Genomic DNA, 20095 nt, shown 5'->3' on the forward strand with positions numbered 1-20095 from the left:
CGCTCGATGGGAAACGGTAAGGGCATCAGATGACGTCCTCAATCCGCTCGATGGGCTCGGTGACGTACTCTATCGCCTCCACCAAGTATCTCGGCAGCCTCCGTGCTAGATTCTCCGGCTCCCAATCCTGCTTGGGAATCTCGGCGGCCAAGTAGTGTGCCGCCTCAACTTTCGACGCCCGTTTATCAAAGAGCGACCGATAGATGCGCGCGGCGATCTCGTCACTGGCTAGCTCCTGCGCCTGCCAGCCCGCAAACTCCGCATCCGCCGTCTGAATCTGGTGGGCGATTTCCTGATCAGTCAGGACATCGTTCTTGTCCTTGGCCCGCCTCGCCATGCGGATCGCACGGTGACTGAGCTGGCCAAGTCCGGCCGCCGCAATGTCATGCTCCAGTGTCCAGCGCGGCGACACAAACGTCCGCACGGAACCGCCGTCACGCGCCTTAAGGCCAGCGACCGCGGCTTCCAGTTCCTCCACAGTGAAATCGTTCTCGAACTTTCTTCGGGCGGCCTCCCCCGGCCCTGGGGGGGCGGGAGGCGGCACATAAGCCGCGCTAGCCGCAGTCGGGAAATCCCGGTCGGTCAAGCAGGCGACCCGGATCGGGGAGGTCGTTCCGTCGGTGCGCTGGAAGATGCGCGCGTACCGGAAAAGCCCTCGATGTCCGACGTTGACGATCGATACGCCGTACTTTGCGAGCGGCCGCCCCAAACCTTCGGCGAGCGCCGGAAGCAGGATGTTCTCAGCATCACCTTCGACGATGATGACAGACCTGGCGAAGAACAGGTTGGCCTTGGTGACGTCGAGAAAACGTCGCAGGAACGCATAGTCTGCCTTCTCAAGCGCCGTGCTTTTGTGGTCGAGGGGGAAGGCCTTGTGATCGGCGAGCAAAGTGATCGCCTCAATATCGGCCTTGGCCGCCAGGGCAGGGCTGTGGGTTGTCGCAATGACCTGAACCCGACCGGGGCCGGGCTTGGACCGCAGCTCCAGCAGCTCCATCAACCGCAACTGCATTTGTGGGTGGAGATGAGCCTCCGGCTCTTCGATCAAGAGCAGAGGCATGCCCTCGGCGGCTCCAAGCAATAGGAGCTCCGTCGCCATGAACAACACGTTGTTCAGGCCCAAGCCCCGCCGCGTCGGCAATTGCACCCCGGCCCTCGATCCCAACGCGAGCTCGAGCTTTTCGAGAACCTGTTGCAGATCCGTACGCCTCGCGACGGAAATGGCCGCCGCCAAGGGGTCCGCAGCCAGGGAGAGGCTAGCGAGGAACTCGCGATTGATCGTGTCGCGGACACTGGTGACGACCGGGTTAGCCTGAATCAACGCCTCGGCCTGAGCCATGATACCGACGAGCGTCGCTGGCGGGGGCCCCCCGTCTTGGTAGTCGCTGACGTGCTGGCCCGCGAACTCGGGATGTGACGCCAGGATTTGAGAAAGGCGTGATCCTCGGCCTGCCGTGAGCTCTGCCTCTGCGTCTCGTAGTGGCCGAAGATATGTCGTACGTAGAAACTCGCGTATGGTGCCTTCGATCGGCGGACCAGAGCCCAGGGCGCCGGCGCGGAAGCTGACGGCGATTCTCCCCTTCGCGGCCGTTCCGCCGTCTAACCTGCTCGCGGTCAGGGAGACCGACAGGTGCGGCGTCTCGCCGGGGCTGGTGGTCAGGTACTCAAGGAACGTTGCCTGCTCGGGCGTCGTCAGGCCACGTAGGATCGCCGAGATTGAGAGAGTTTCGGCGCGCTCGGCGCCCGACACGTGGAAGTCGTCGACCGTCAAACGATGGTAGTCCTGGCTCGTGGTCCAAAGTAGATGACGCAGGGCGTCCACGACCGTTGTTTTGCCGGCGTCATTCTCGCCAACCAGCAGATTGAAGCCGGGCGAGAAGACAAACTCGACCGCGTGCTCGTTTTCCCCGAACTGCCGGAAATTCTCGATCTTGAGGCTGGCCACGTACATCTGGCTGGCGACTCCTGAAACGGCCAATAGCTCAGCTTTAGCGTGTGTCGTGCGGGCACGCCATTGATGCGGTCACGCCCTGCCTGGGGTCGCGTGTTGACTACCCGCGCGCCGCGTTGATTTTGGCGATGGCGCCGGCCAACTCCGCCTCAAAGTCGTAAGCACGCTCCGACGGTGGCGCTAGGCCAGCGATAAAACGGGCCACCTCAAGAGCGGCGAAGTCGTGGAAGGGATTGAGCCCGATGACGTTGCCCAAGGTCAGGTCATCTGGCGTCGCCGCGGCAATGATCTTGGCGAAGCGGCCGAGCGCCGCGTTTTCGTCCCAGTGGGAAACAAAGAGCAGCGTCGCGGTAAAGGCCAATAGAGCCTCCGGCGTATCGCCGTAGATGCTTCCAAGTGACCGTCGCCTGGTCAGCGACAGGTTTCCATAGGCCGCCATAAGCCCGGCCAGCCTGGCGGTCATCTCGTACCTCGACCGCAGGGGCTCCATGGCGATAAGCCGCTGCCCTTGATTGGCCATCAGAATGCGTTTCGTCCGATCGCGCACCGCCGCGTCGAAACCGATGCGAGGGATCCGCTTTACGAAGTCACGGTAGTAAAAGGCGAGGTCGCGAAGCGCCGCCCGACGCGTGTCGAAGCCCGGGAAGATGAGATGGAAGGGCTGGAACTCCAGGGCTTCGTATATCTGCAGTCGGTTGATGGACCACAGCCAGTCGGCCACGGCCGGGGTACCCTTGACCTCGAATGCGTCAGCGTCGCGCTGGGCTAGAAACCACGACCGCATCTCGAAAATCGCCGGCTTGCTCAGCTCACCGATTGCAATGGCCTTGCAGACCAACTCCCGGATAACCTTGGTGTCCTTGTCGTTCGCGGAGAACTGAACGTCGACGCCTCTCTGAACACCGGGCACGTCATCCATTGCGAAGAAATCACAGCCCAGCTTGTGGGCCGTGTGGCCCGAGGCGTCGATAAACCGGAAGTGCGCCTGTCGCGTGTTACGCCCAGTACCGTTTGCATCGGACCGGACCAAGCTCGCCCCGCCGCATCGACACGACGGGCACAGCAAGTCGCTACGCATCCAGTCTCGCTCGGCTTGGCTCAGGCCGTAGTCTACCTGCTCCAAGGATGCGGTGACGCCCCGGCGCTTCAGCAATTGCTTGAAGTCCAGCTCCTGGGCAAAATGCTGCGAATAGGCTGTGTGCGACACTGGTCTTAGCCGCCGTGCGTGGCGCAGTACCCGCCACGATCCTTCGCGGCTTTCCACGGTCCGATCGCCATCTGGCCGCTGAGGCCTTTGACCCCCGCCTTGCAAGGCGCGCCCTTCATGGTCACGCCGCTGCAGCGAACAAAGCCCTCCGTTGAAAGCCACTCGACGAACTCTTCCCGCGTCAAGCCGACCCGAGCGGCCATCGCGCCGGTCGCGTCTTCCAAATAGGTTCGCGCCTGGTCTGGTTGCAGATCCACCCTCAGCCTGCCCCAACCGAGGCCTCGGTCGACCCAGTACGGTTCGCCATGGGCGATGTGCGAGCTGATCACATCGCGCTCCAGTTGGTCCGGAGCCGGCCATTCTGACATCGGCTCCGGTATATGCATGCCAGCGTCGGACCCGTGGCCTTTGGGCTGGTATGATTTCCGGCCTGCGCGAACCAGGAACCTCGACTGCGCCTTCTTGCCCGGAAGACCCGTCGCAGCCTCCGCCAGAGCAAGACTAAGGCCGTGGCCGAACTCGCGATACGCAAAGATCGCTGCCTGCCAGCGCTGATCCTCATCCTCGATCTCAATGAGCGCCAGAGCCGCCTGCCGCCGCTGATCCTGTGCAAGTTCAAGTGCGCGCTGTGCGTTTTCAAGAGCTGTGTTGGCGTTCACGAGACGCTGTAAGGCAGGGTGCATGGCTGGAACCGAATCTCTGGTGAGCATCCAGAATAATCCAATCCGGCGCCGAGACGGCGCTCGAATCAGGAAATATGACACCCACCTCGAACGCGTAGCGTCCCGCGCCGAGCTCGATCGATCTAGGCTGCTGCATTGGATCTCAGCGCAGGCGGCGCTCTCTTCCGCACGAGCGATGGAAGGCGGGCAAGGTCCGAAAGGCTCGTTCGCCGTGCTGGACGTAATTCAACTGCGTACGGTGGCGAGCCGCCTCGTTCGAGAGAAGGCATGCGGTTTTCCACAAGGGGAGAGATGGCGGACGCTCTCGGCATCGGTGGTCACCAAGTGGTCACCATACCGAAAACGGCAAAACCGCCTCTCGGCGGTGTCGCTATAAGTTATTGATTATTTTGAGAATATTGGAGCGGGCGATGGGATTCGAACCCACGACCCCAACCTTGGCAAGGTTGTGCTCTACCCCTGAGCTACACCCGCATCCATTTGCCGGCGACACAGTGTGTCAGCGGCGGGTGCGGTTCTATAGAAAATGCCGGCGGCGAATGCAACACCCCTTTGCATCCTTTCTCCGCCGGCCTGTGGATGACGCCGCCGCCGGAGCCGCTCAAACCCTTGAGAGGAAAGGCGTTGTGGATGTGTCCTGCCGGGCGCGAAGGCTGCCGCCGGCGTTGTCGCCACGGCGCCGATGGCCGCGCAGGGAGCGCGGACGGCGGGCGAATCCGGGCCCCGGCGCGCCGCCGCCGGGGGATTTCGCCTCACTCCCGGTGGATCGGGTCGATCCATTTGACCGCTTCGGGCTTCTCCACCGGCTCGATGTCGAGGTTGACCACCACGGGGTCCTGCCCCGAGCGCACCAGCACGCATTCCAGCGTCTCGTCGGGCGAGGCGTTGATCTCCTGGTGGGGCACGTAGGGCGGCACGAAGATGAAGTCGCCGGGCCCGGCCTCCGCCACGAACTCCAGATGCTCGCCCCAACGCATGCGCGCCCGGCCCTTCACCACATAGATGACGCTCTCCAGGTCGCCATGGTGGTGGGCGCCGGTCTTGGCGTCGGGGTGGATGTGCACCGTGCCGGCCCAGATCTTCTCCGCCCCGGCGCGGGCGCGGTTGATGGCGGCGGCGCGGTTCATGCCCGGGGTCTGCGCGGTATTGGGATCGAGGCTGTCGCCGGGGATCACCTGAACGCCGCTGGTGCGCCAGTCCGGCTTGCCATGGGTGTGGTCCGCGCCCATCTCTTCCTCCTGAAGCCGAGGCGCCTGCGCATGCGCGCGCGCCTTGCCGCGCCCTGCCGGCAAGGCTAGAACGGCGCCAACTTTCCCGCATCCCTTTTCAGGAGACGGCGGCCCATGGCCCCCTATCAGTACGCCTACCACATGCACGGCATGACCAAGACCTATCCGGGTGGCAAGAAGGTGCTCGACAACGTGCACCTGTCTTTCTACCCGGATGCCAAGATCGGCGTGCTCGGCAACAACGGCGCCGGTAAATCGACCCTGCTGCGCATCATGGCCGGCATCGACAAGGATTTCACCGGCGAGGCCCGCCCGGCCGAGGGCGTGCGCGTGGGCTACCTGCCGCAGGAGCCGCCGCTCGATGCCACCAAGACCGTCCGGCAGAACGTGGAAGAAGGCGTGGCCAAGCAGAAGGCCATCATGGAGCGCTACAACGAGCTCGCCATGAACTATTCCGACGAGACCGCGGACGAGATGACCCAGCTTCAGGACGAGATCGAGGCCCAGGGCCTGTGGGATCTCGATTCAAAGGTGGAGCAGGCGATGAACGCCCTCGGCTGCCCGCCCGACGACTGGGAGGTGACCCGCCTCTCGGGCGGCGAGCGCCGCCGCGTGGCGCTGTGCCGCCTGCTGCTGGAGCAGCCCGAGCTGCTGCTGCTCGACGAGCCCACCAACCATCTCGACGCCGAGACGGTGAACTGGCTGGAAGGGCACCTGCGCACCTATCCGGGCGCGATCCTGATCGTCACCCACGACCGCTACTTCCTCGACAATGTCACCGGCTGGATCCTCGAGCTCGATCGCGGCCGCGGCATTCCCTACGAGGGCAATTATTCCTCCTGGCTGGCGCAGAAGCAGAAGCGCCTGCAGCAGGAGGGCCGCGAGGACGAGGCCCGCCAGCGCGCGCTCGCCCGCGAGCAGGAGTGGATCGGCGCCTCCCCGAAGGCCCGCCAGGCCAAGAACAAGGCGCGTATCCAGCGCTACGAGGAACTGCTGCAGCGCGCCTCCGAGCGCCAGCCCTCGGCGACCCAGATCGTCATCCCCGTGGCCGAGCGCCTCGGGCAGAACGTCATCGCCTTCGATCACCTGAACAAGGCGTTCGGCGACAAGATGCTGATCGACGATCTCTCCTTCAAGCTGCCGCCGGGCGGCATCGTCGGCGTCATCGGGCCGAACGGCGCGGGCAAGACCACGCTGTTCCGCATGATCACGGGGCAGGAGAAGCCGGATGGCGGCACCATCGAGATCGGCGATTCGGTGAAGCTCGGCTATGTGGACCAGAGCCGCGACGCGCTCGACGACAAGAAGACCGTGTGGGAGGAAATCTCCGACGGCAACGAGGTGATCTACGTCGGCAAGAAGGAGATCCCCTCGCGCGCCTATTGCGCGGCCTTCAACTTCAAGGGCGGCGACCAGCAGAAGAAGGTGGGCATGCTCTCCGGCGGCGAGCGCAACCGCGTCCACCTCGCCAAGGTGCTCCAGCGCGGCGGCAACGTGCTGCTGCTCGACGAGCCCACCAACGACCTCGACGTGGACACCCTGCGCGCGCTTGAAGAGGCGCTGGAGGATTATGCCGGCTGCGCCGTCATCATCTCGCATGATCGCTTCTTCCTCGACCGCGTCGCCACCCACATGCTCGCCTTCGAGGGCGACAGCCACGTGGAATGGTTCGAGGGCAACTTCGCCGACTACGAAGAAGACAAGAAGCGCCGGCTGGGGACGGATTCGGTGATCCCGAAGCGGATTCAGTACAAGAAGTTTTCGAGGTGAGGGGAGGGGCGGGCGCTCTATAGAGGGCGCCCGTTCCGTGGCTGCCTCCCGCTTGCGCTGGACACCGCTGCCAGCGGGCAGGGTATAGTGCCGAATGGGCTACGGGGTTTTTATCCACCGCTCCGATTCGATCTATGACGACAGTCCTGCGGAGCGATACCAGTTTCCGCGGCAGTATCTGAGCCGCGTACAAGCCTGTATTGGCAGCTGGATCATCTATTACGAGCCACGAAAGGTCACGGATACGCGCGGCTACTTCGCTGTAGCGAAGGTTGCGCGTGTCGTCCCCGACCTGTCGGCTCCGGGCATGCAGATCGCCTTGATCGAGCCCGGCAGCTACCTTGAATTCTCAAATCCCGTGCCGTTCAGTGGGCCGGACGGGCTAGTCGAAAGAGGCGTTCTGAACGCCGCCGGGCGCATCTCCGGGCGAGCACAGTCTGCCGTGCGCCCAATCTCGCAAAGCGATTTCGAGCGGATTCTCGGCCTCGGGCTGGGCGATACCGACACCCTGCTCCCGCGCTCCGGCGAACCTTCCGATCCAAACGGCTTTCACGAGGACCAGACGCCGTTCGACCTGGAAGTCGAGCGCGATCGCGTCGGCCTGATGATGACGCGCATCGTGCGCGACCGCGTGTTCCGCCGGGTCGTGCTCCGTGCGTATGGAGAACGGTGCGCCATTTCTGGCCTGAAGCTCATCAACGGCGGCGGTCGTGCCGAGGTGGAGGCCGCCCACATTCGGCCCGTTGAGGCGAACGGGCCGGACATCGTGACCAATGGCATCGCGCTGTCGGGAACGGCCCACTGGATGTTCGACCGCGGCCTGATCAGCCTCGCCGACGATCTCGAAATCCTCGTTTCCCGGCAGGTGAACGACGTCGAAGGCGTTCGTGCCTTCGTCAACAAGAGTGGGCACGCCTATTCGCCGTCGCGGGCGCTGGACCGGCCCGATCCTCGCTTTCTGTCCTGGCACCGCGCGCATTGCTTCAAGGGGTAGCCCCCTCACAAATCCACATACACGAACCGCTCGCCCTTCAGCGCCGGGTAGTTTGCCCGCAGCGCGCCGGCGAGCTTGCCGACCAGGGTCTTGTCGCCGGCGGCGCCGGGGCCGACGAAATCGGTGCCGGCCATCCAGGTCTCGAAATAGCAGTGCAGGCCCTCGTCATAGTCGGCGCCGGTGGGGTTGGCGGTCTTGTCGGCGAGGCTGGCGAGGCCGTCGGGGGTCACCTCCAGCCGCCAGTCCCGGTCGTCCGTGACCGAGGCGAGGAGGGCGGCAAGATCGGCGTCGGTCCAGGCGCCGGCGAGGTCGAGAATGGCGGGCATGTCGCGTCTCCTACGCGGAAGGGTGTCCGGCAGGAGGCGGAGCAAGAAGCGGTCCAGCGCAGGTGATTCGCGGGGGCGGCGGAGCGACCGGACGACGCAAAAGAAAAGGGCGGACCGAAGCCCGCCCTGTCGCGAAGGCGCGTTCCACCACCACTCCGGGGTGGATCGCGGGTGTTATGGGCGCGGTAGCGCGCGCCCGGAGGCCGTTGGCGGCCCTCCTGCCGGATGGCGGCCGCGCCCGCCTGCGGAGGGCGTGCGCCGGCTGCCGTGCCCCAAGCTCAGCGGCGGAACGGCCGTTCGGCGTCCTTCACGGCTTCCTCGTGGTACCAGCTGCTGCCGATGGCAGCATGCACCACGCCCATGGCGGCGAGCTCGGCGTCCATCTTCGCCTGATTGGAAGGCATGCCGATATTCGCGCCACCCTTCACCGGGAAGATATAGATTTTCGCGCTGTTCTGCTTCGGGGCTTCAGTCATCACTCCAACTCCGTTCGATGAGCCTCCTGGCCATCATCCATTGGGTCGTTCATAGCAGAAAAATCCGGACTGCAATACATCAAATGCCTAAAAAGTTAGTTGAATGATTAAAAAATAGGCGGACTGGATTTTGCGTCAGCTGCCGGAATTATTTGTGCGCAGCAAGCATGGCGGCCCGGCTTCTTTCGCAATGCAGCGAGGCTTCGAGCATCAAGCCAATCTGCCGCGCTTTTGTTCCCGCCGGCGTGCTCGTCCCTTCCGGCAGGCTTCCGGAGCCGTGCAGCTGCCCATTCCGGGGGCGCGCTGCACTTCAGATAGGCATAGCGCAGGCGCGGACAAGGGCAGGGCGCCGGCCTTCCCTTGGGGATCATCCCGCCGAACCGTGCGCTGCGGCAATTGGCACGCAAAATGCAAAGATTGGCGCGGTCAAATGAGGCCTGTGGATCTGCGCGGCCGGACACCCACAAGAGTGCCAGAACGTCACGTCATCGGCTTATGAGAGACTGCAATGCCAAAGTTTAAACTCGAGTACATTTGGCTCGACGGCTATACCCCCACGCCGAACCTGCGTGGCAAGACGCAGATCAAGGAGTTCGACGTGTTCCCCACGCTCGAGCAGCTGCCGCTGTGGGGTTTCGACGGCTCTTCGACCCAGCAGGCCGAGGGCCGCAGCTCCGACTGCGTGCTCAAGCCCGTCGCTCTCTATCCCGACCCGGCTCGTACCAACGGCATCCTCGTCATGTGCGAGGTCATGATGCCCGATGGTGTCACCGCCCACCCGTCCAACAAGCGCGCCACCATCCTCGATGACGCCGGCGCCTGGTTCGGCTTCGAGCAGGAATACTTCTTCTACAAGAACGGCCGTCCGCTCGGCTTCCCCGAGGCCGGCTATCCCGCGCCGCAGGGCCCGTACTACACCGGCGTCGGCTACAAGAACGTGGGCGACATCGCCCGCCAGATCGTCGAGGAGCATCTCGACCTCTGCCTCGCCGCCGGCATCAACCACGAAGGCATCAACGCGGAAGTCGCGAAGGGCCAGTGGGAGTTCCAGGTGTTCGGCAAGGGCTCCAAGAAGGCCGCCGACGAGGTGTGGATGGCGCGCTACCTGCTCCTGCGCCTCACCGAGAAGTACGGCGTGGACATCGAGTTCCACTGCAAGCCGCTCGGCGACACCGACTGGAACGGCTCGGGCATGCACGCCAACTTCTCCACCTCCTACATGCGCGAAGTGGGCGGCAAGGAGTATTTCGAGAAGCTGATGGCGGCGTTCGAGGCCAACCTCGACGACCACATCGCCGTCTACGGCCCGGACAACCACATGCGCCTCACCGGCAAGCATGAGACCGCCCCGTGGAACAAGTTCTCCTACGGCGTTGCGGATCGTGGCGCGTCCATCCGCGTCCCGCACTCCTTCGTGAAGAACGACTACAAGGGCTATCTCGAGGATCGCCGCCCGAACTCCATGGGCGACCCCTACCAGATCGCCTCGCAGATCCTGAAGACCATCGCCTCCGTCCCGACCTCCGCCGGCTCCTCCGCGGCGGCCTGATCGGGTCCGGAACCGGCGCCGCCTCCGGGCGACGCCGGGACCATGGAGACGCCGGGTCTCAGCCATCAGCCACGGCACGGGCAACCGCGCCGTGGCTTTTTCATGCCTGCCGGGATAGTACCGACTTTCGGCGCCGATGCCGTGCGTGACGGCGTGCGCCACTGTCCTGGGCGCGACTCGCAGGGCGCGATGCGTCGCCGGGGCGCTCCATGCGGCCCTCGCCGGTGGGGGCGAGCCAGGCCGGCGCCGGAGCGGCGCGCGCGGCGGACCGGCACCGGCGCGGGTCGCGCCAATGCGCCGGCGGTCAAAGGTGCATCACCAGCCGCAGCCGGCCTGCGCGGGCGTCGGCATGCCGCGTCGCGAGACCGGCGGCCGCGGCTGCGCGTCGGGACAGGCTGCGCTAGACTCCACGCGACTGGAGACCCGCCGCCCATGCCCGCAGATTGGAATGCCCGCCAGTATCTGAAGTTCGAGGATGAGCGCACCCGCCCGGCCCGCGACCTGCTGGCCCAGGTGCCGGCCGCCGCCGGCGATGCGGACGATGCCGGCCTGGTGGTGGACCTCGGCTGCGGCCCCGGCAATTCCACCGAGCTCCTGGCGGAGCGCTTTCCCGGCGCCGAGATCCTCGGCCTCGACACCTCGCCCGCCATGCTGGACGCGGCGCGCAAGCGCCTGCCGGCGGCGCGGTTCGAGCTGGCCGACGCCACCACCTTCACCCTGCCGCGGCCGGCCCGGCTCATCTTCGCCAATGCGGTGCTGCAATGGGTGCCGGATCATCCGCAGCTGCTGCCGCGGCTCATGTCCATGCTGGCGCCGGGCGGCGCGCTGGCGGTGCAGATGCCCGACAATCTGGACGAGCCGTCCCACGTGGCCATGCGCGAGACCGCCATGTCCGGCCCATGGGGCGACAAGCTGGCGCTGGCCACCGGCGCGCGCACGGTGCTGCCGCCGCCCGCCACCTATTATGACATGCTGGCCCCCGCGGCGCGACGCGTGGATGTGTGGCACACCATCTACAATCACGCGCTGGAAGGCGTGCCGGCCATCGTGGAATGGGTGAAGGGGACGGGCCTGCGCCCCTTCCTCGATCCGCTGGAGGGGGACGAGCGCGTGCAGTTCCTGGAGGAATATGCCGCGCGGCTGGTGGAGCCCTATCCCGCGCGGGTGGACGGGAAGGTGCTGCTGGCCTTCCCGCGCCTGTTCATCGTGGCGGTGCGCTGAGGCCCGGCCGTCCAAAAGAAAGGCGCCGCAGGCCCGGGGACCTGCGGCGCCGCGCTCGACCGGTCCCCGGCCGAATGGTCCTCACCAGCCGGGCAGCACCGCGCCCTTGAAGGTCTCCAGCACGAAGGCCTTCACCTCGGGGGAATTGTAGGTTTCCACCAGCGCCTTCACCCACGGCTTGTCCTTGTCCTCGGCGCGCACGGCGATGACGTTGACGTAGGGCCCCTTGGGATCCTCGCGCAGGATCGGGTCCTTCACCGGGTCGAGGCCGGCTTCCTTGGCATAATTGGTGTTGATGCCGGCGGCCGCGAGGTCGGGCAGGGAGCGCGGCAGCTGGGCGGCGTCGATCTCCACGAACTTGAGCTTCTTGGGGTTCTCCACCACGTCCACCACGGACGCCTTCACGCCCACGCCGTCCTTGAGCTTGATGAGGCCCTTGTCGGCGAGCAGCAGCAGCACGCGGCCGCCATTGGTGGGGTCGTTCGGGATGCCGATGGACGAGCCGGCCGGGATCTCCTCGAAGCTCTTGTACTTCTTGGAATAGACGCCGATCGGGAAGTTCACGGTGAGCGCCACCGGCACGATCTTGTAGCCGCGGTCGGCGATCTGGTTGTCGAGATAGGGCTTGTGCTGGAACGAGTTGGCCTGCAGCTCGCCGGATGCGAGCGCGGCGTTGGGCACCACGTAGTCGGAGAATTCCAGCACCTTGATGTCGAGCCCCTTGGGCGCGGCGATCTCCTTCACCTTCTCCAGGATCTGGGCGTGCGGGCCGGGGGTGACGCCGACCTTGATGGTCTCGGCGGAAGCCGGGGCGAGCGGAAGGGTGATGCCGGCGGCGAGCGCCAGCCCGAGGGCGAGGGCTTTCATGGGTCTGCTCCTTGAAGGATGGAACGGGATCGAGGCGCCGCGGGTCAGCCGCGGCTGCGCTTGTCGAGGTGGCGGGCGAGGACGTCGCCCAGGGTCTGCACGCCCTGCACCAGAAGGATCAGCACGATGACCACGGCGGCCATCACTTCCGGCATGAAGCGCTGGTAGCCGAAGCGGATGCCGAGGTCGCCGAGGCCGCCGCCGCCCACCGCGCCCACCATGGCCGAGTAGCCGAGCAGCGACACCGCCGCGAGGGTGAGGGCGAGGGTGATGGCCGGCAGCGCCTCGGGCAGCAGCACCTTGGCGACGATCTGCAGCGGGCTCGCCCCCATGGCGCGGGCGGCTTCCACCAGCCCCTGGTCCACCTCGCGGATGGCGGCCTCGATGAGCCGGGCGATGAACGGGGCCGCCGCCACCGTCAGCGGCACGATGGCCGCGTTGGTGCCGATGGAGGTGCCGGCCACCAGCCGGGTGAAGGGGATGATGGCCACCACCAGGATGATGAAGGGGGTGGAGCGCGCGGCGTTCACCACCAGTCCCAGCGTCTGGTTGGCGAGGGGGGCGGCGAACAATTCGCCCTTCCGGCTGGTGGCGAGGAACACGCCCAGCGGCAGGCCGAGGAGCGTGCCGAGCACGCCGGAAACGGCGACCATGAACAGGGTCTGCCCGGTGGCGTCGATGATGAGGTCGACGATGGTGGGCGGCAGCAGGCCGAAGGTGATGTCAAACATAGCCGAGCACCTCAGCCGACAGATGAAGCCGTTCCACCGCGCTCACCACGGCGGAGACGGTGGCCGGCTCGCCCGGGACGGAGACCACGATGACGCCGAACGGCGCCCCGGCGATCTCGTCCACCTGGGCCTGGATGATGTTCACGTCCACCGACAAAAGGCGCGAGACGCGCGAGAGCACCGGGTCGGTGGCGTGGTGGCCGGTGAAGACGATGCGCAGCACCGCCTCGCGCCCGGCGCCGGGGGTTTGCACCAGCCGGTCGGCGATCTGCGGCGGCAGGGTCTGGCCGGTGAGGGCGGAGAGGAAGGAGCGGGTGGTGGGGTGCTGCGGGCGGGCGAACACCTCATAGGTGGCGCCTTCCTCGACGATGCGGCCGCCGTCGATCACCGCCACCCGGTCGGCCACCGCCTTGATGACCGCCATCTCGTGGGTGATGAGCAGCACGGTCAGGTTCAGCTCGGCGTTCACCTTGCGCAGCAGGGCGAGGATCTGGTTGGTGGTCTCCGGGTCGAGGGCGGAGGTGGCCTCGTCGGAGAGCAGCACGCGCGGGCGGGTGGCGAGCGCCCGGGCGATGCCCACGCGCTGCTTCTGCCCGCCGGACAGCTCGGCCGGATAGCGGTCGCGCTTGTCGGAAAGGCCCACGAGCTCCAGCAGCGGCTCCACCCGGGCCTTGATCTCGCGGGCGGGGACGCCGGCGATCTCCAGCGGCAGGGCCACGTTGTCGAAGGCAGTGCGCCGCGCCAGCAGGTTGAAGTGCTGGAAGATCATGCCGATGGAGCGCCGCTCGGCCCGCAGCGCCGCCTCGTCGAGGGCGCCGATGTCCACCCCGTCCACGATCACCTGGCCGGCGGTGGGCTTCTCCAGCCCGTTGACCAGCCGGATCAGGGTGGACTTGCCGGCGCCGGAGCGGCCGATGACGCCGAGGATGGCGCCCTCCGGCACGTCGAGCGAGATGTCGGAGAGGGCGGAGACGGGCGCCTGCCCGCGCCGGGCGGGATAGGATTTCGCCACCTGCGCGAAGCGGATGATGGCCTTCGCGGCCGGCGCGGCCTTCGGCGGCGTGCCCTGCTGGGGCGTCGCATCCTGAGGCGTCGCATCCTGGGGCGGCAGGGTGAGGGGGGCGTTCACGGGGAGAGCTCCGGAGCTTTTCGGTCTGTTCGCCAAACCGTCCGCTGGGTCGGTGCGGAAGCGGGAGGCGGCATGGTGCGGCTGCATCGCGGGGGCGGACACCGGCCACTCTGCCGAAGGGCTACCAGGAGCCGGGCAGGGGAGTGCGGGTCACGCGCTTGGGGCTGATTTCAGCGACACATCTTCATGGCGACGCCCATCCATGCTGGGGCAGTGATGATCCTACTATCGTTCGATTTATCGAACGCGTCAAGTCGCAACATAATCCATGAAGTTTATAGATTGTCAGTCCGCGGGCGCCAGCAGCCGCGTCTCCAGCCGGGCGAGGGAGCGGGTGAAGACGGCCGGGTCGTTCAGCGCCCGCCCCAGCACCAGCGCGCCCTGGATGGCGAGCACCGCGTCCTCGGCCCGGTCCGCAGCCACCGGTTCCGCCAGGCCGGTGCGCATGAGGGCGGCGGCGAGCGCGTCGCGCCAGCGGGCGAAATAGCCGGCGACCTGTCCGGAGAACCGGTCGCGCACCTCGCCGAGCGCGAACACGCCCACGAGGCACACCCGCCGGCCTGAGCGGAAATAGGCATCCACCCGGGCGAGCATGTCGCGCACCGCCGCGGCCGCGGCACGGGGGTCGGCATGCGCCTCCGCCGCCGCGCGGGCGGCGGTGCCGGGCGGGGCATCGCCGGCGGCCCGCAGCGGCGCGAACACCTGCGCCTCGAACCAGCCGTCGATCTCGGCGAGGACCGCCTGCGCCATCTCCTCCTTCCCGCCGGGGAAGAAGTGATAGAGGCTGCCCTTGCCGAGCCCGGTGCGGGCCGTGATCTGGGCGAGGCTCGCGCCCTCGAAGCCGTGCTCGCGGAGCACCTCGCCCAGCGCGGGCAGGATGTCCGCCCGCTCGGTCACCGTCTTCGCCATCACATCCCCAGTTCGGTGAGCCCCGGATGATCCGCCGGACGCGGGCCCAGCGGCCAGTGGAAGCGGCGCTCGGCCTCGGCGATCGGCACGTCGTTGATGGACGCCTCGCGCCGCCGCATCAGGCCGTTCTCGTCGAACTCCCACTGCTCGTTGCCGTAGGAGCGGTACCACGCCCCGTCCGCATCCCGCCATTCATACTGGAAGCGCACGGCGATGCGGTTGTCCTTGAGGCCCCACAATTCCTTGATGAGACGGTACTCGCGCTCCTTGGCCCACTTCCCGGTCAGGAAGGCGACGATCTCGGCGCGGCCCTTGAGGAAGGTGGAGCGGTTCCGCCACACGCTGTCCGGCGTGTAGGCGAGGGAGACGCGCTCGGCGTCGTGGGTGTTCCAGGCGTCCTCGGCCATGCGCACCTTCTGCGCGGCGGTCTCGGCGGTGAAGGGGGGCAAGGGCGGGCGCTGGGCGGGCGGCTGGGTCACGGGGCGTCTCCTGTACCGATCAGTCAATAATGTACTGAATGGTACATGGGCGGGTGCGAGTCAAGCGGGGCGGGATCTGCATCCCGCCCCGTTCGCCGGATCGTGAAGGACTATTCCGCCGGGCGCGGATGGCCCGGCCCGCCGTGGGGGGAGGCGTGACCGGCGGCATCGTCCGGCTCGTCCCGCCCGCCGATGAACCGGCCGAACAGGCGCCCGAAGATGTGGGAGAGATCGTCCATCACCGTGAACACCGCCGGCACGAACACCAGCGACAGCACGGTGGAGGTGATGAGGCCGCCGATGACCGCGATGGCCATGGGCGCGCGGAACGAGCCGCCCTCGCCCAGCGCCATGGCCGAGGGCACCATGCCCGCCACCATGGCGATGGTGGTCATGACGATGGGCTGCGCCCGCTTGTGCCCGGCCTCCAGCAGGGCGGTGGTGCGGTCGGCGCCGTGGTGCATGGCCTCCACCGCGAAATCCACCAGCAGGATGGCGTTCTTGGTCACGATGCCCATCAGCATCAGGAAGCCGATGACCACCGGCATGGACACCGCATGCCCGGTGATGAGCAGCGCGATGAACGCGCCGCCCACCGACAGCGGCAGGGAGACCAGGATGGTGATGGGCTGCAAAAGGTCGTGGAACAGCAGCACCAGCACCGCCAGCACCAGCATCAGGCCCGCGGCCATGGCGAGCGCGAAGCCGGAGAACACCTCGCCCATGATCTCGGCGTCGCCGGCCTCCTTGAGGGTGACGCCGGCCGGCAGGTTCTGGGCGGTGGGCAGGGCCTTCACCCGGGAGAGCGCATCGCCGAGCGGGGTGTCGCCCACGAGGTCGGCCTCCACAGCCACGCGCCGGGCGCGGTCGTAGCGGTCGAGGGCGGTGGGGCCCTTGCCGAAGTTGACGTCCGCCACCGCCGAGAGCGGCACCGCGCCGCCGGTGGCGGTGGGCACCTTCAGGGCGTCGAAGGTGGACAGGCTGGTGCGCGCCTTCTCGGTGAGCTGGACGCGGATGTCGATCTGCCGGTCCTTGGCGGAGAACTTGGCGAGGTTGGCGGAGATGTCGCCGATGGTGGCGATGCGCACCGTCTCGGCGATGGTGTCCACCGACACGCCCAGTTCCGCCGCCTCGTCGAGCTTCGGCACGATGCGGATCTCCGGCCGGTCGAGCGCGGCGGAGGAGACCACGTTGGCGAGCTCCGGCATCTGCGCGCGGATCTCCTTCTCCAGCTTGAGCGCCGCCTGCTCGACGGCGGCGCCGTCATTGCCGGAGAGCACCACCTGGAAGCCGCGCTGGGTGTTCTGCCCGTTCTGGCTGAAGGAGAAGCGCATGTCGGGCATGGCTTCCAGCGTCCGCGAGAACTGGGTCTCGAAGGTCTTCTGGTCCATGTCGCGCTCTGAGCGCGGCTTCAGGTTGATGACGATCTGCGCCTTGCGCACCTCGCCCGCCATCAGCGCCAGGCCACCGGCGCCGCCGGAGCCTGCGGTGGCGTAGACGCTCTTCACCTCCGGCAGCTTCAGCAGGGTGCGGGTGATGTCGTCCGACACCTTCTGCGTCTCCGCCAGCGTGGTGCCCGGCGGCAGCTCGATGGAGAGCAAGGCGCGGGAGATGTCGTTGGCCGGCAGGAAGCCCGAGGGCAGGAGGGTGGACAGCCAGATGGTGCCGGCGAAGATGGCGATGCCCGCGCCGATGGTGGCGAAGCGGTGCTTCACCGACCAGCCGAGCAGGCGCATGTAGCCGCGCATCACAGCGCTGTCGGGCTTCTCGTGGTGGCCGGCCTCGCGCAGGAAATAGGCAGCGAGCAACGGCGTGATGAGCCGCGCCACCGCCAGCGAGAACAGCACCGCGATGGCCACCGTCAGGCCGAACTGCTTGAAATACTGCCCGGCGATTCCGCCCATGAACGACACCGGCGCGAACACCGCGGCGATGGTGAGGGTGGTGGCCACCACCGCGAGGCCGATCTCGTCCGCCGCCTCGATGGCCGCGCGATAGGCCGACTTGCCCATGCGCATGTGCCGGACGATGTTCTCGATCTCGACGATGGCATCGTCCACCAGGATGCCGGTGACCAGCGTGATGGCGAGCAGCGACACCGCGTTGAGCGAGAAGCCCAGCATGTCCATGACCCAGAAGGTGGGCAGGATGGACAGGGGGATGGCGAGCGCCGTGATGAGGGTGGCGCGGAAATCGCGCAGGAACAGGAACACCACGATCACCGCGAGGATGGCGCCCTCGATCAGCGTGTGCATGGCGCTTTCGTAGTCCGACTTGGTGAAGCGGACCGTGGTGTCGATCTCCGTCACGGTGATGCCGGGATGGGACGCGACGAGCCGGCCGAGCTCCTCCGTCACGCGGTCGTAGACGGTGACATCCGAGAAGCCCTTGGCGCGGTAGACGCCGAAGGCCACCACGCTCTTGCCGTCGAGCCGCGCGAACACGCGCTGCTCGGCCGCGCCGTCCACCACCTGGCCAAGGTCGCCGAGCCGCACCGAGCGGCCGTTGGAGAGGGCGATGCGGGTCTCCGCCAGCGCCTCCACCGTGGGCGCGCCGGCGAGCGTGCGGATGGACTGCTCCTGCGTGCCCACCTCGCCGCGGCCGCCGGAGACGTCGAGATTGGTGGCGCGCAGCTGGCGGCTCACCTCGGCGGCGGTGATGCCCAGCGCCATCAGCCGGTCGGGATCGAGCGCGATGCGGATCTCCCGGTCGAGCCCGCCCTCGCGCTTCACCTGGGCGACGCCGCGCACGCCCTGCAGGGCGCGGGCGATGGTGTCGTCGACGAACCAGGACATGTCCTCGGTGGTCATCTCGGGGGCCGACACCGCATAGGTGACGATGGGCAGGCCCTCGATGTCCACGCGCTGCACCTGCGGCTCGTCGATGGCGCGGGGCAGCTCGGCGCGGATCTTGGTGATGGCGTCGCGGGTGTCGTTCACCGCCCGGTCCACCTGGGTCTCCAGGTGGAATTCCACCAGCACCACGCTGGCGCCCTCGGAGATGGAGGAGGTGATGTGCTTCACCCCGGTCACGCCGGCGATGGCGTTCTCCACCTTCTTGGTCACCTGCGTCTCCAGCTCGCTCGGGGCGGCGCCGGGCTGGGTGATGGTGACCATGACGATGGGCACGTCCACGTTCGGCATCTGCGTCACGGGCAGCGAGCGGAAGTGCACGATGCCGAGCACCGTGAGGATGAAGAACAGGACGAGCGGGGGGACCGGCTTGCGGATCGCCCAGGCGGAGACGTTGAGGGCCATCAGCGCGCCTCGCCCACGGAGAGGGGAGCGGTGACCGGGGTCACCCGGTCGCCGTCGCGCAGGAAGCTGCCGGCCCGCGCCACCACGCTCTCGTCGGCGGAAAGGCCGCTGGTCACCAGCACGCGGCCGCTCTTCTTCAGGCCGGGCACGATGCGCTTCACCGCCACGAGGCCGTCCACCACGGTCAGCACATAGGCGCCGTCGGCATCGAACATCACGGCGGACTGGGGCACGCTGAGGCCGCTCACCTCGCCGAGGCCCACCACCGCCCGGCCGTAGGCGCCGGACTTCAGGCGCGGGTCGGCGGGCAGGGCGATCTTCACCTTGCCGAGGCGCGAGGCACGGTCCACCTCGGCCGAGACCAGGCGCACCCGGCCATCGATGGCGGTCTCGAAGCCGGCGGGCAGCACCTGCGCGACAAGGCCGTCCTTCATGCGCGGCATGGCGCTCTCGGGCACCTCGGCCTCGAGGTCCATGGCGCCGTCCTCGGCGATGCGGAACAAGGGCGCGGCGCGCGTGGACAGGGCGATGGCGCCGAGCCGGGCCTCGCGCGAGAGGATGAGGCCGGCGGCCGGGGCGCGCACGTCGGTGCGCTTCAGCCGCACCTCGATCTCGTCGCGCTGGGCCTGCACGAACACGGCCTCGGCCTCGGCGGCGACCAGCGATTCGCGCGCGGCGGCCACCTGCGCGGTCGCCACCTTCACGCCGCGCTCGCGCTCGTCGAGCTGCTCCTGGGAGGCGGTGCCGGTCTTGCGCAGCTGGCGGGTGCGCTCCACGGCGGCCTGGGCTTCGGTCTCCTGCGCGGCGGCCTGGTCGAGGGCCGCGCGCTGCTGGGCGATGGCGGCGCGGGCCTTGGCGCCGGAGGCGGTGTTCTGGGCGAGCTGGGTCTCCAGCACCTCGCGGGAGAGGCGGGCCAGCACCTGGCCCTTCTCCACCCGGTCGCCGGCCTCCACCAGAATCTCCACGAGGCGGTAGCCCTCGATCTCGGGCCCCACCTCGATCTCCTCGCGCGGCTTGAGCGTGCCGGTGACGAGCAGGGTGTCGGCGAGGGTATCCGGCCGGGGCTTCACCACGGTCACGGAGAGGGCGGACGGCGCCTTGGCCGGGGCCTTGTCGGACGCGCGGGCCGCGCCCGGTGCCGCCATGGCGCAGGCGGAGAGCAGCGCGGCGGCGAGGGCGAAGCGAAGCGGCAGGCGGGCAGGGGCGGACATGGTGCGAAAGGCCTCGTTCCGGGACGGATCGGGAAAATGCGGTCCGACCACGGCAGCACCGTGACGGAAGGTGAAGGGGGTGACGCGGGCGTCACGCTGTCGCATC

General features: G+C 67.5%; 17 protein-coding genes and 1 tRNA gene. 4 read left to right on the forward strand and 14 right to left on the reverse strand.

The window, feature by feature from the left end; translation table 11 throughout:
• Positions 1-25: 25 nt before the first annotated feature.
• The 5 genes from V5F49_RS16610 to V5F49_RS16630 all read right to left on the reverse strand — a co-directional run bounded on the left by V5F49_RS16610 (position 26) and on the right by V5F49_RS16630 (position 5070).
• Positions 26-1951, reverse strand: a complete 1926-nt coding sequence (locus V5F49_RS16610; protein WP_183856673.1) for an ATP-dependent nuclease — start codon at positions 1949-1951, stop codon at positions 26-28.
• A 100-nt stretch (positions 1952-2051) separates the two neighbouring features.
• On the reverse strand, positions 2052-3158 hold the full coding sequence (locus V5F49_RS16615) for a hypothetical protein (RefSeq protein WP_183856671.1): 1107 nt from the start codon (positions 3156-3158) through the stop codon (positions 2052-2054).
• 5 nt (positions 3159-3163) lie between these two features.
• Complete coding sequence (locus V5F49_RS16620; RefSeq protein WP_183856669.1) at positions 3164-3868, reverse strand: hypothetical protein; 705 nt, start codon at positions 3866-3868, stop codon at positions 3164-3166.
• A 372-nt stretch (positions 3869-4240) separates the two neighbouring features.
• A tRNA-Gly gene (locus V5F49_RS16625) sits at positions 4241-4315 on the reverse strand.
• 278 nt (positions 4316-4593) lie between these two features.
• Positions 4594-5070: a cupin domain-containing protein gene (locus V5F49_RS16630; protein ID WP_394118531.1), complete on the reverse strand. Its 477-nt coding sequence runs from the start codon at positions 5068-5070 to the stop codon at positions 4594-4596.
• A gap of 114 nt (positions 5071-5184) precedes the next feature.
• Between V5F49_RS16630 and ettA the strand changes: the two genes are divergently transcribed.
• Positions 5185-6840: an energy-dependent translational throttle protein EttA gene (gene ettA / locus V5F49_RS16635; protein ID WP_394118530.1), complete on the forward strand. Its 1656-nt coding sequence runs from the start codon at positions 5185-5187 to the stop codon at positions 6838-6840.
• A 94-nt stretch (positions 6841-6934) separates the two neighbouring features.
• Positions 6935-7834, forward strand: coding sequence for an HNH endonuclease (locus tag V5F49_RS16640; protein WP_394118529.1), 900 nt, complete (start codon positions 6935-6937; stop codon positions 7832-7834).
• Between the two features lie 5 nt (positions 7835-7839).
• On the opposite strand, the gene V5F49_RS16645 is transcribed toward V5F49_RS16640, so the two are convergent.
• Both V5F49_RS16645 and V5F49_RS16650 read right to left on the reverse strand, forming a co-directional pair.
• Positions 7840-8160, reverse strand: a complete 321-nt coding sequence (locus tag V5F49_RS16645; protein ID WP_394118528.1) for a hypothetical protein — start codon at positions 8158-8160, stop codon at positions 7840-7842.
• 278 nt (positions 8161-8438) lie between these two features.
• Positions 8439-8636 carry a DUF2735 domain-containing protein gene (locus V5F49_RS16650; protein WP_394118527.1) on the reverse strand — a complete coding sequence of 66 codons (198 nt, stop codon included), beginning with the start codon at positions 8634-8636 and terminating at the stop codon, positions 8439-8441.
• A 508-nt stretch (positions 8637-9144) separates the two neighbouring features.
• Between V5F49_RS16650 and V5F49_RS16655 the strand changes: the two genes are divergently transcribed.
• On the forward strand, positions 9145-10185 hold the full coding sequence (locus V5F49_RS16655; protein ID WP_394118526.1) for a glutamine synthetase beta-grasp domain-containing protein: 1041 nt from the start codon (positions 9145-9147) through the stop codon (positions 10183-10185).
• Positions 10186-10617: 432 nt separating this feature from the next.
• Entirely contained in the window at positions 10618-11406 is a 789-nt protein-coding gene (tam, locus tag V5F49_RS16660; protein WP_394118525.1) for a trans-aconitate 2-methyltransferase, read from the forward strand.
• Between the two features lie 81 nt (positions 11407-11487).
• Here tam and V5F49_RS16665 read toward each other — a convergent pair whose 3' ends face one another.
• From V5F49_RS16665 to V5F49_RS16695, 7 genes are all read right to left on the reverse strand, one after another.
• Complete coding sequence (locus tag V5F49_RS16665; protein WP_394118524.1) at positions 11488-12273, reverse strand: MetQ/NlpA family ABC transporter substrate-binding protein; 786 nt, start codon at positions 12271-12273, stop codon at positions 11488-11490.
• Between the two features lie 44 nt (positions 12274-12317).
• Complete coding sequence (locus V5F49_RS16670) at positions 12318-13004, reverse strand: methionine ABC transporter permease (protein ID WP_394118523.1); 687 nt, start codon at positions 13002-13004, stop codon at positions 12318-12320.
• Positions 12997-14133, reverse strand: coding sequence for a methionine ABC transporter ATP-binding protein (locus V5F49_RS16675; RefSeq protein WP_394118522.1), 1137 nt, complete (start codon positions 14131-14133; stop codon positions 12997-12999). Before V5F49_RS16675 ends, V5F49_RS16670 begins: the two co-directional genes overlap by 8 nt.
• 285 nt (positions 14134-14418) lie before the next feature.
• Positions 14419-15042: a TetR/AcrR family transcriptional regulator gene (locus V5F49_RS16680; protein ID WP_394118521.1), complete on the reverse strand. Its 624-nt coding sequence runs from the start codon at positions 15040-15042 to the stop codon at positions 14419-14421.
• On the reverse strand, positions 15042-15449 hold the full coding sequence (locus V5F49_RS16685) for a nuclear transport factor 2 family protein (protein WP_394118534.1): 408 nt from the start codon (positions 15447-15449) through the stop codon (positions 15042-15044). Before V5F49_RS16685 ends, V5F49_RS16680 begins: the two co-directional genes overlap by 1 nt.
• 182 nt (positions 15450-15631) lie before the next feature.
• Complete coding sequence (locus V5F49_RS16690; RefSeq protein WP_394118520.1) at positions 15632-18778, reverse strand: efflux RND transporter permease subunit; 3147 nt, start codon at positions 18776-18778, stop codon at positions 15632-15634.
• Entirely contained in the window at positions 18778-20094 is a 1317-nt protein-coding gene (locus V5F49_RS16695; protein ID WP_394118519.1) for an efflux RND transporter periplasmic adaptor subunit, read from the reverse strand. Before V5F49_RS16695 ends, V5F49_RS16690 begins: the two co-directional genes overlap by 1 nt.
• Between the last annotated feature and the right edge of the window lies 1 nt (position 20095).

The organism is Xanthobacter lutulentifluminis, assembly GCF_043194675.2.
GTDB lineage: Bacteria > Pseudomonadota > Alphaproteobacteria > Rhizobiales > Xanthobacteraceae > Xanthobacter.

Excerpts from the sequence above, each read along its gene's own strand:
- V5F49_RS16610 (WP_183856673.1), bottom strand. The coding sequence starts at position 1,951 with ATGTACGTGGCCAGCCTCAAGATCGAGAATTTCCGGCAGTTCGGGGAA.
- V5F49_RS16620 (WP_183856669.1), bottom strand. The coding sequence starts at position 3,868 with ATGCTCACCAGAGATTCGGTTCCAGCCATGCACCCTGCCTTACAGCGT.
- V5F49_RS16630 (WP_394118531.1), bottom strand. The coding sequence starts at position 5,070 with ATGGGCGCGGACCACACCCATGGCAAGCCGGACTGGCGCACCAGCGGC.
- ettA (WP_394118530.1), top strand. The coding sequence starts at position 5,185 with ATGGCCCCCTATCAGTACGCCTACCACATGCACGGCATGACCAAGACC.
- V5F49_RS16640 (WP_394118529.1), top strand. The coding sequence starts at position 6,935 with ATGGGCTACGGGGTTTTTATCCACCGCTCCGATTCGATCTATGACGAC.
- V5F49_RS16645 (WP_394118528.1), bottom strand. The coding sequence starts at position 8,160 with ATGCCCGCCATTCTCGACCTCGCCGGCGCCTGGACCGACGCCGATCTT.
- V5F49_RS16650 (WP_394118527.1), bottom strand. The coding sequence starts at position 8,636 with ATGACTGAAGCCCCGAAGCAGAACAGCGCGAAAATCTATATCTTCCCG.
- V5F49_RS16655 (WP_394118526.1), top strand. The coding sequence starts at position 9,145 with ATGCCAAAGTTTAAACTCGAGTACATTTGGCTCGACGGCTATACCCCC.
- tam (WP_394118525.1), top strand. The coding sequence starts at position 10,618 with ATGCCCGCAGATTGGAATGCCCGCCAGTATCTGAAGTTCGAGGATGAG.
- V5F49_RS16665 (WP_394118524.1), bottom strand. The coding sequence starts at position 12,273 with ATGAAAGCCCTCGCCCTCGGGCTGGCGCTCGCCGCCGGCATCACCCTT.
- V5F49_RS16670 (WP_394118523.1), bottom strand. The coding sequence starts at position 13,004 with ATGTTTGACATCACCTTCGGCCTGCTGCCGCCCACCATCGTCGACCTC.
- V5F49_RS16680 (WP_394118521.1), bottom strand. The coding sequence starts at position 15,042 with ATGGCGAAGACGGTGACCGAGCGGGCGGACATCCTGCCCGCGCTGGGC.
- V5F49_RS16685 (WP_394118534.1), bottom strand. The coding sequence starts at position 15,449 with ATGGCCGAGGACGCCTGGAACACCCACGACGCCGAGCGCGTCTCCCTC.
- V5F49_RS16690 (WP_394118520.1), bottom strand. The coding sequence starts at position 18,778 with ATGGCCCTCAACGTCTCCGCCTGGGCGATCCGCAAGCCGGTCCCCCCG.
- V5F49_RS16695 (WP_394118519.1), bottom strand. The coding sequence starts at position 20,094 with ATGCGACAGCGTGACGCCCGCGTCACCCCCTTCACCTTCCGTCACGGT.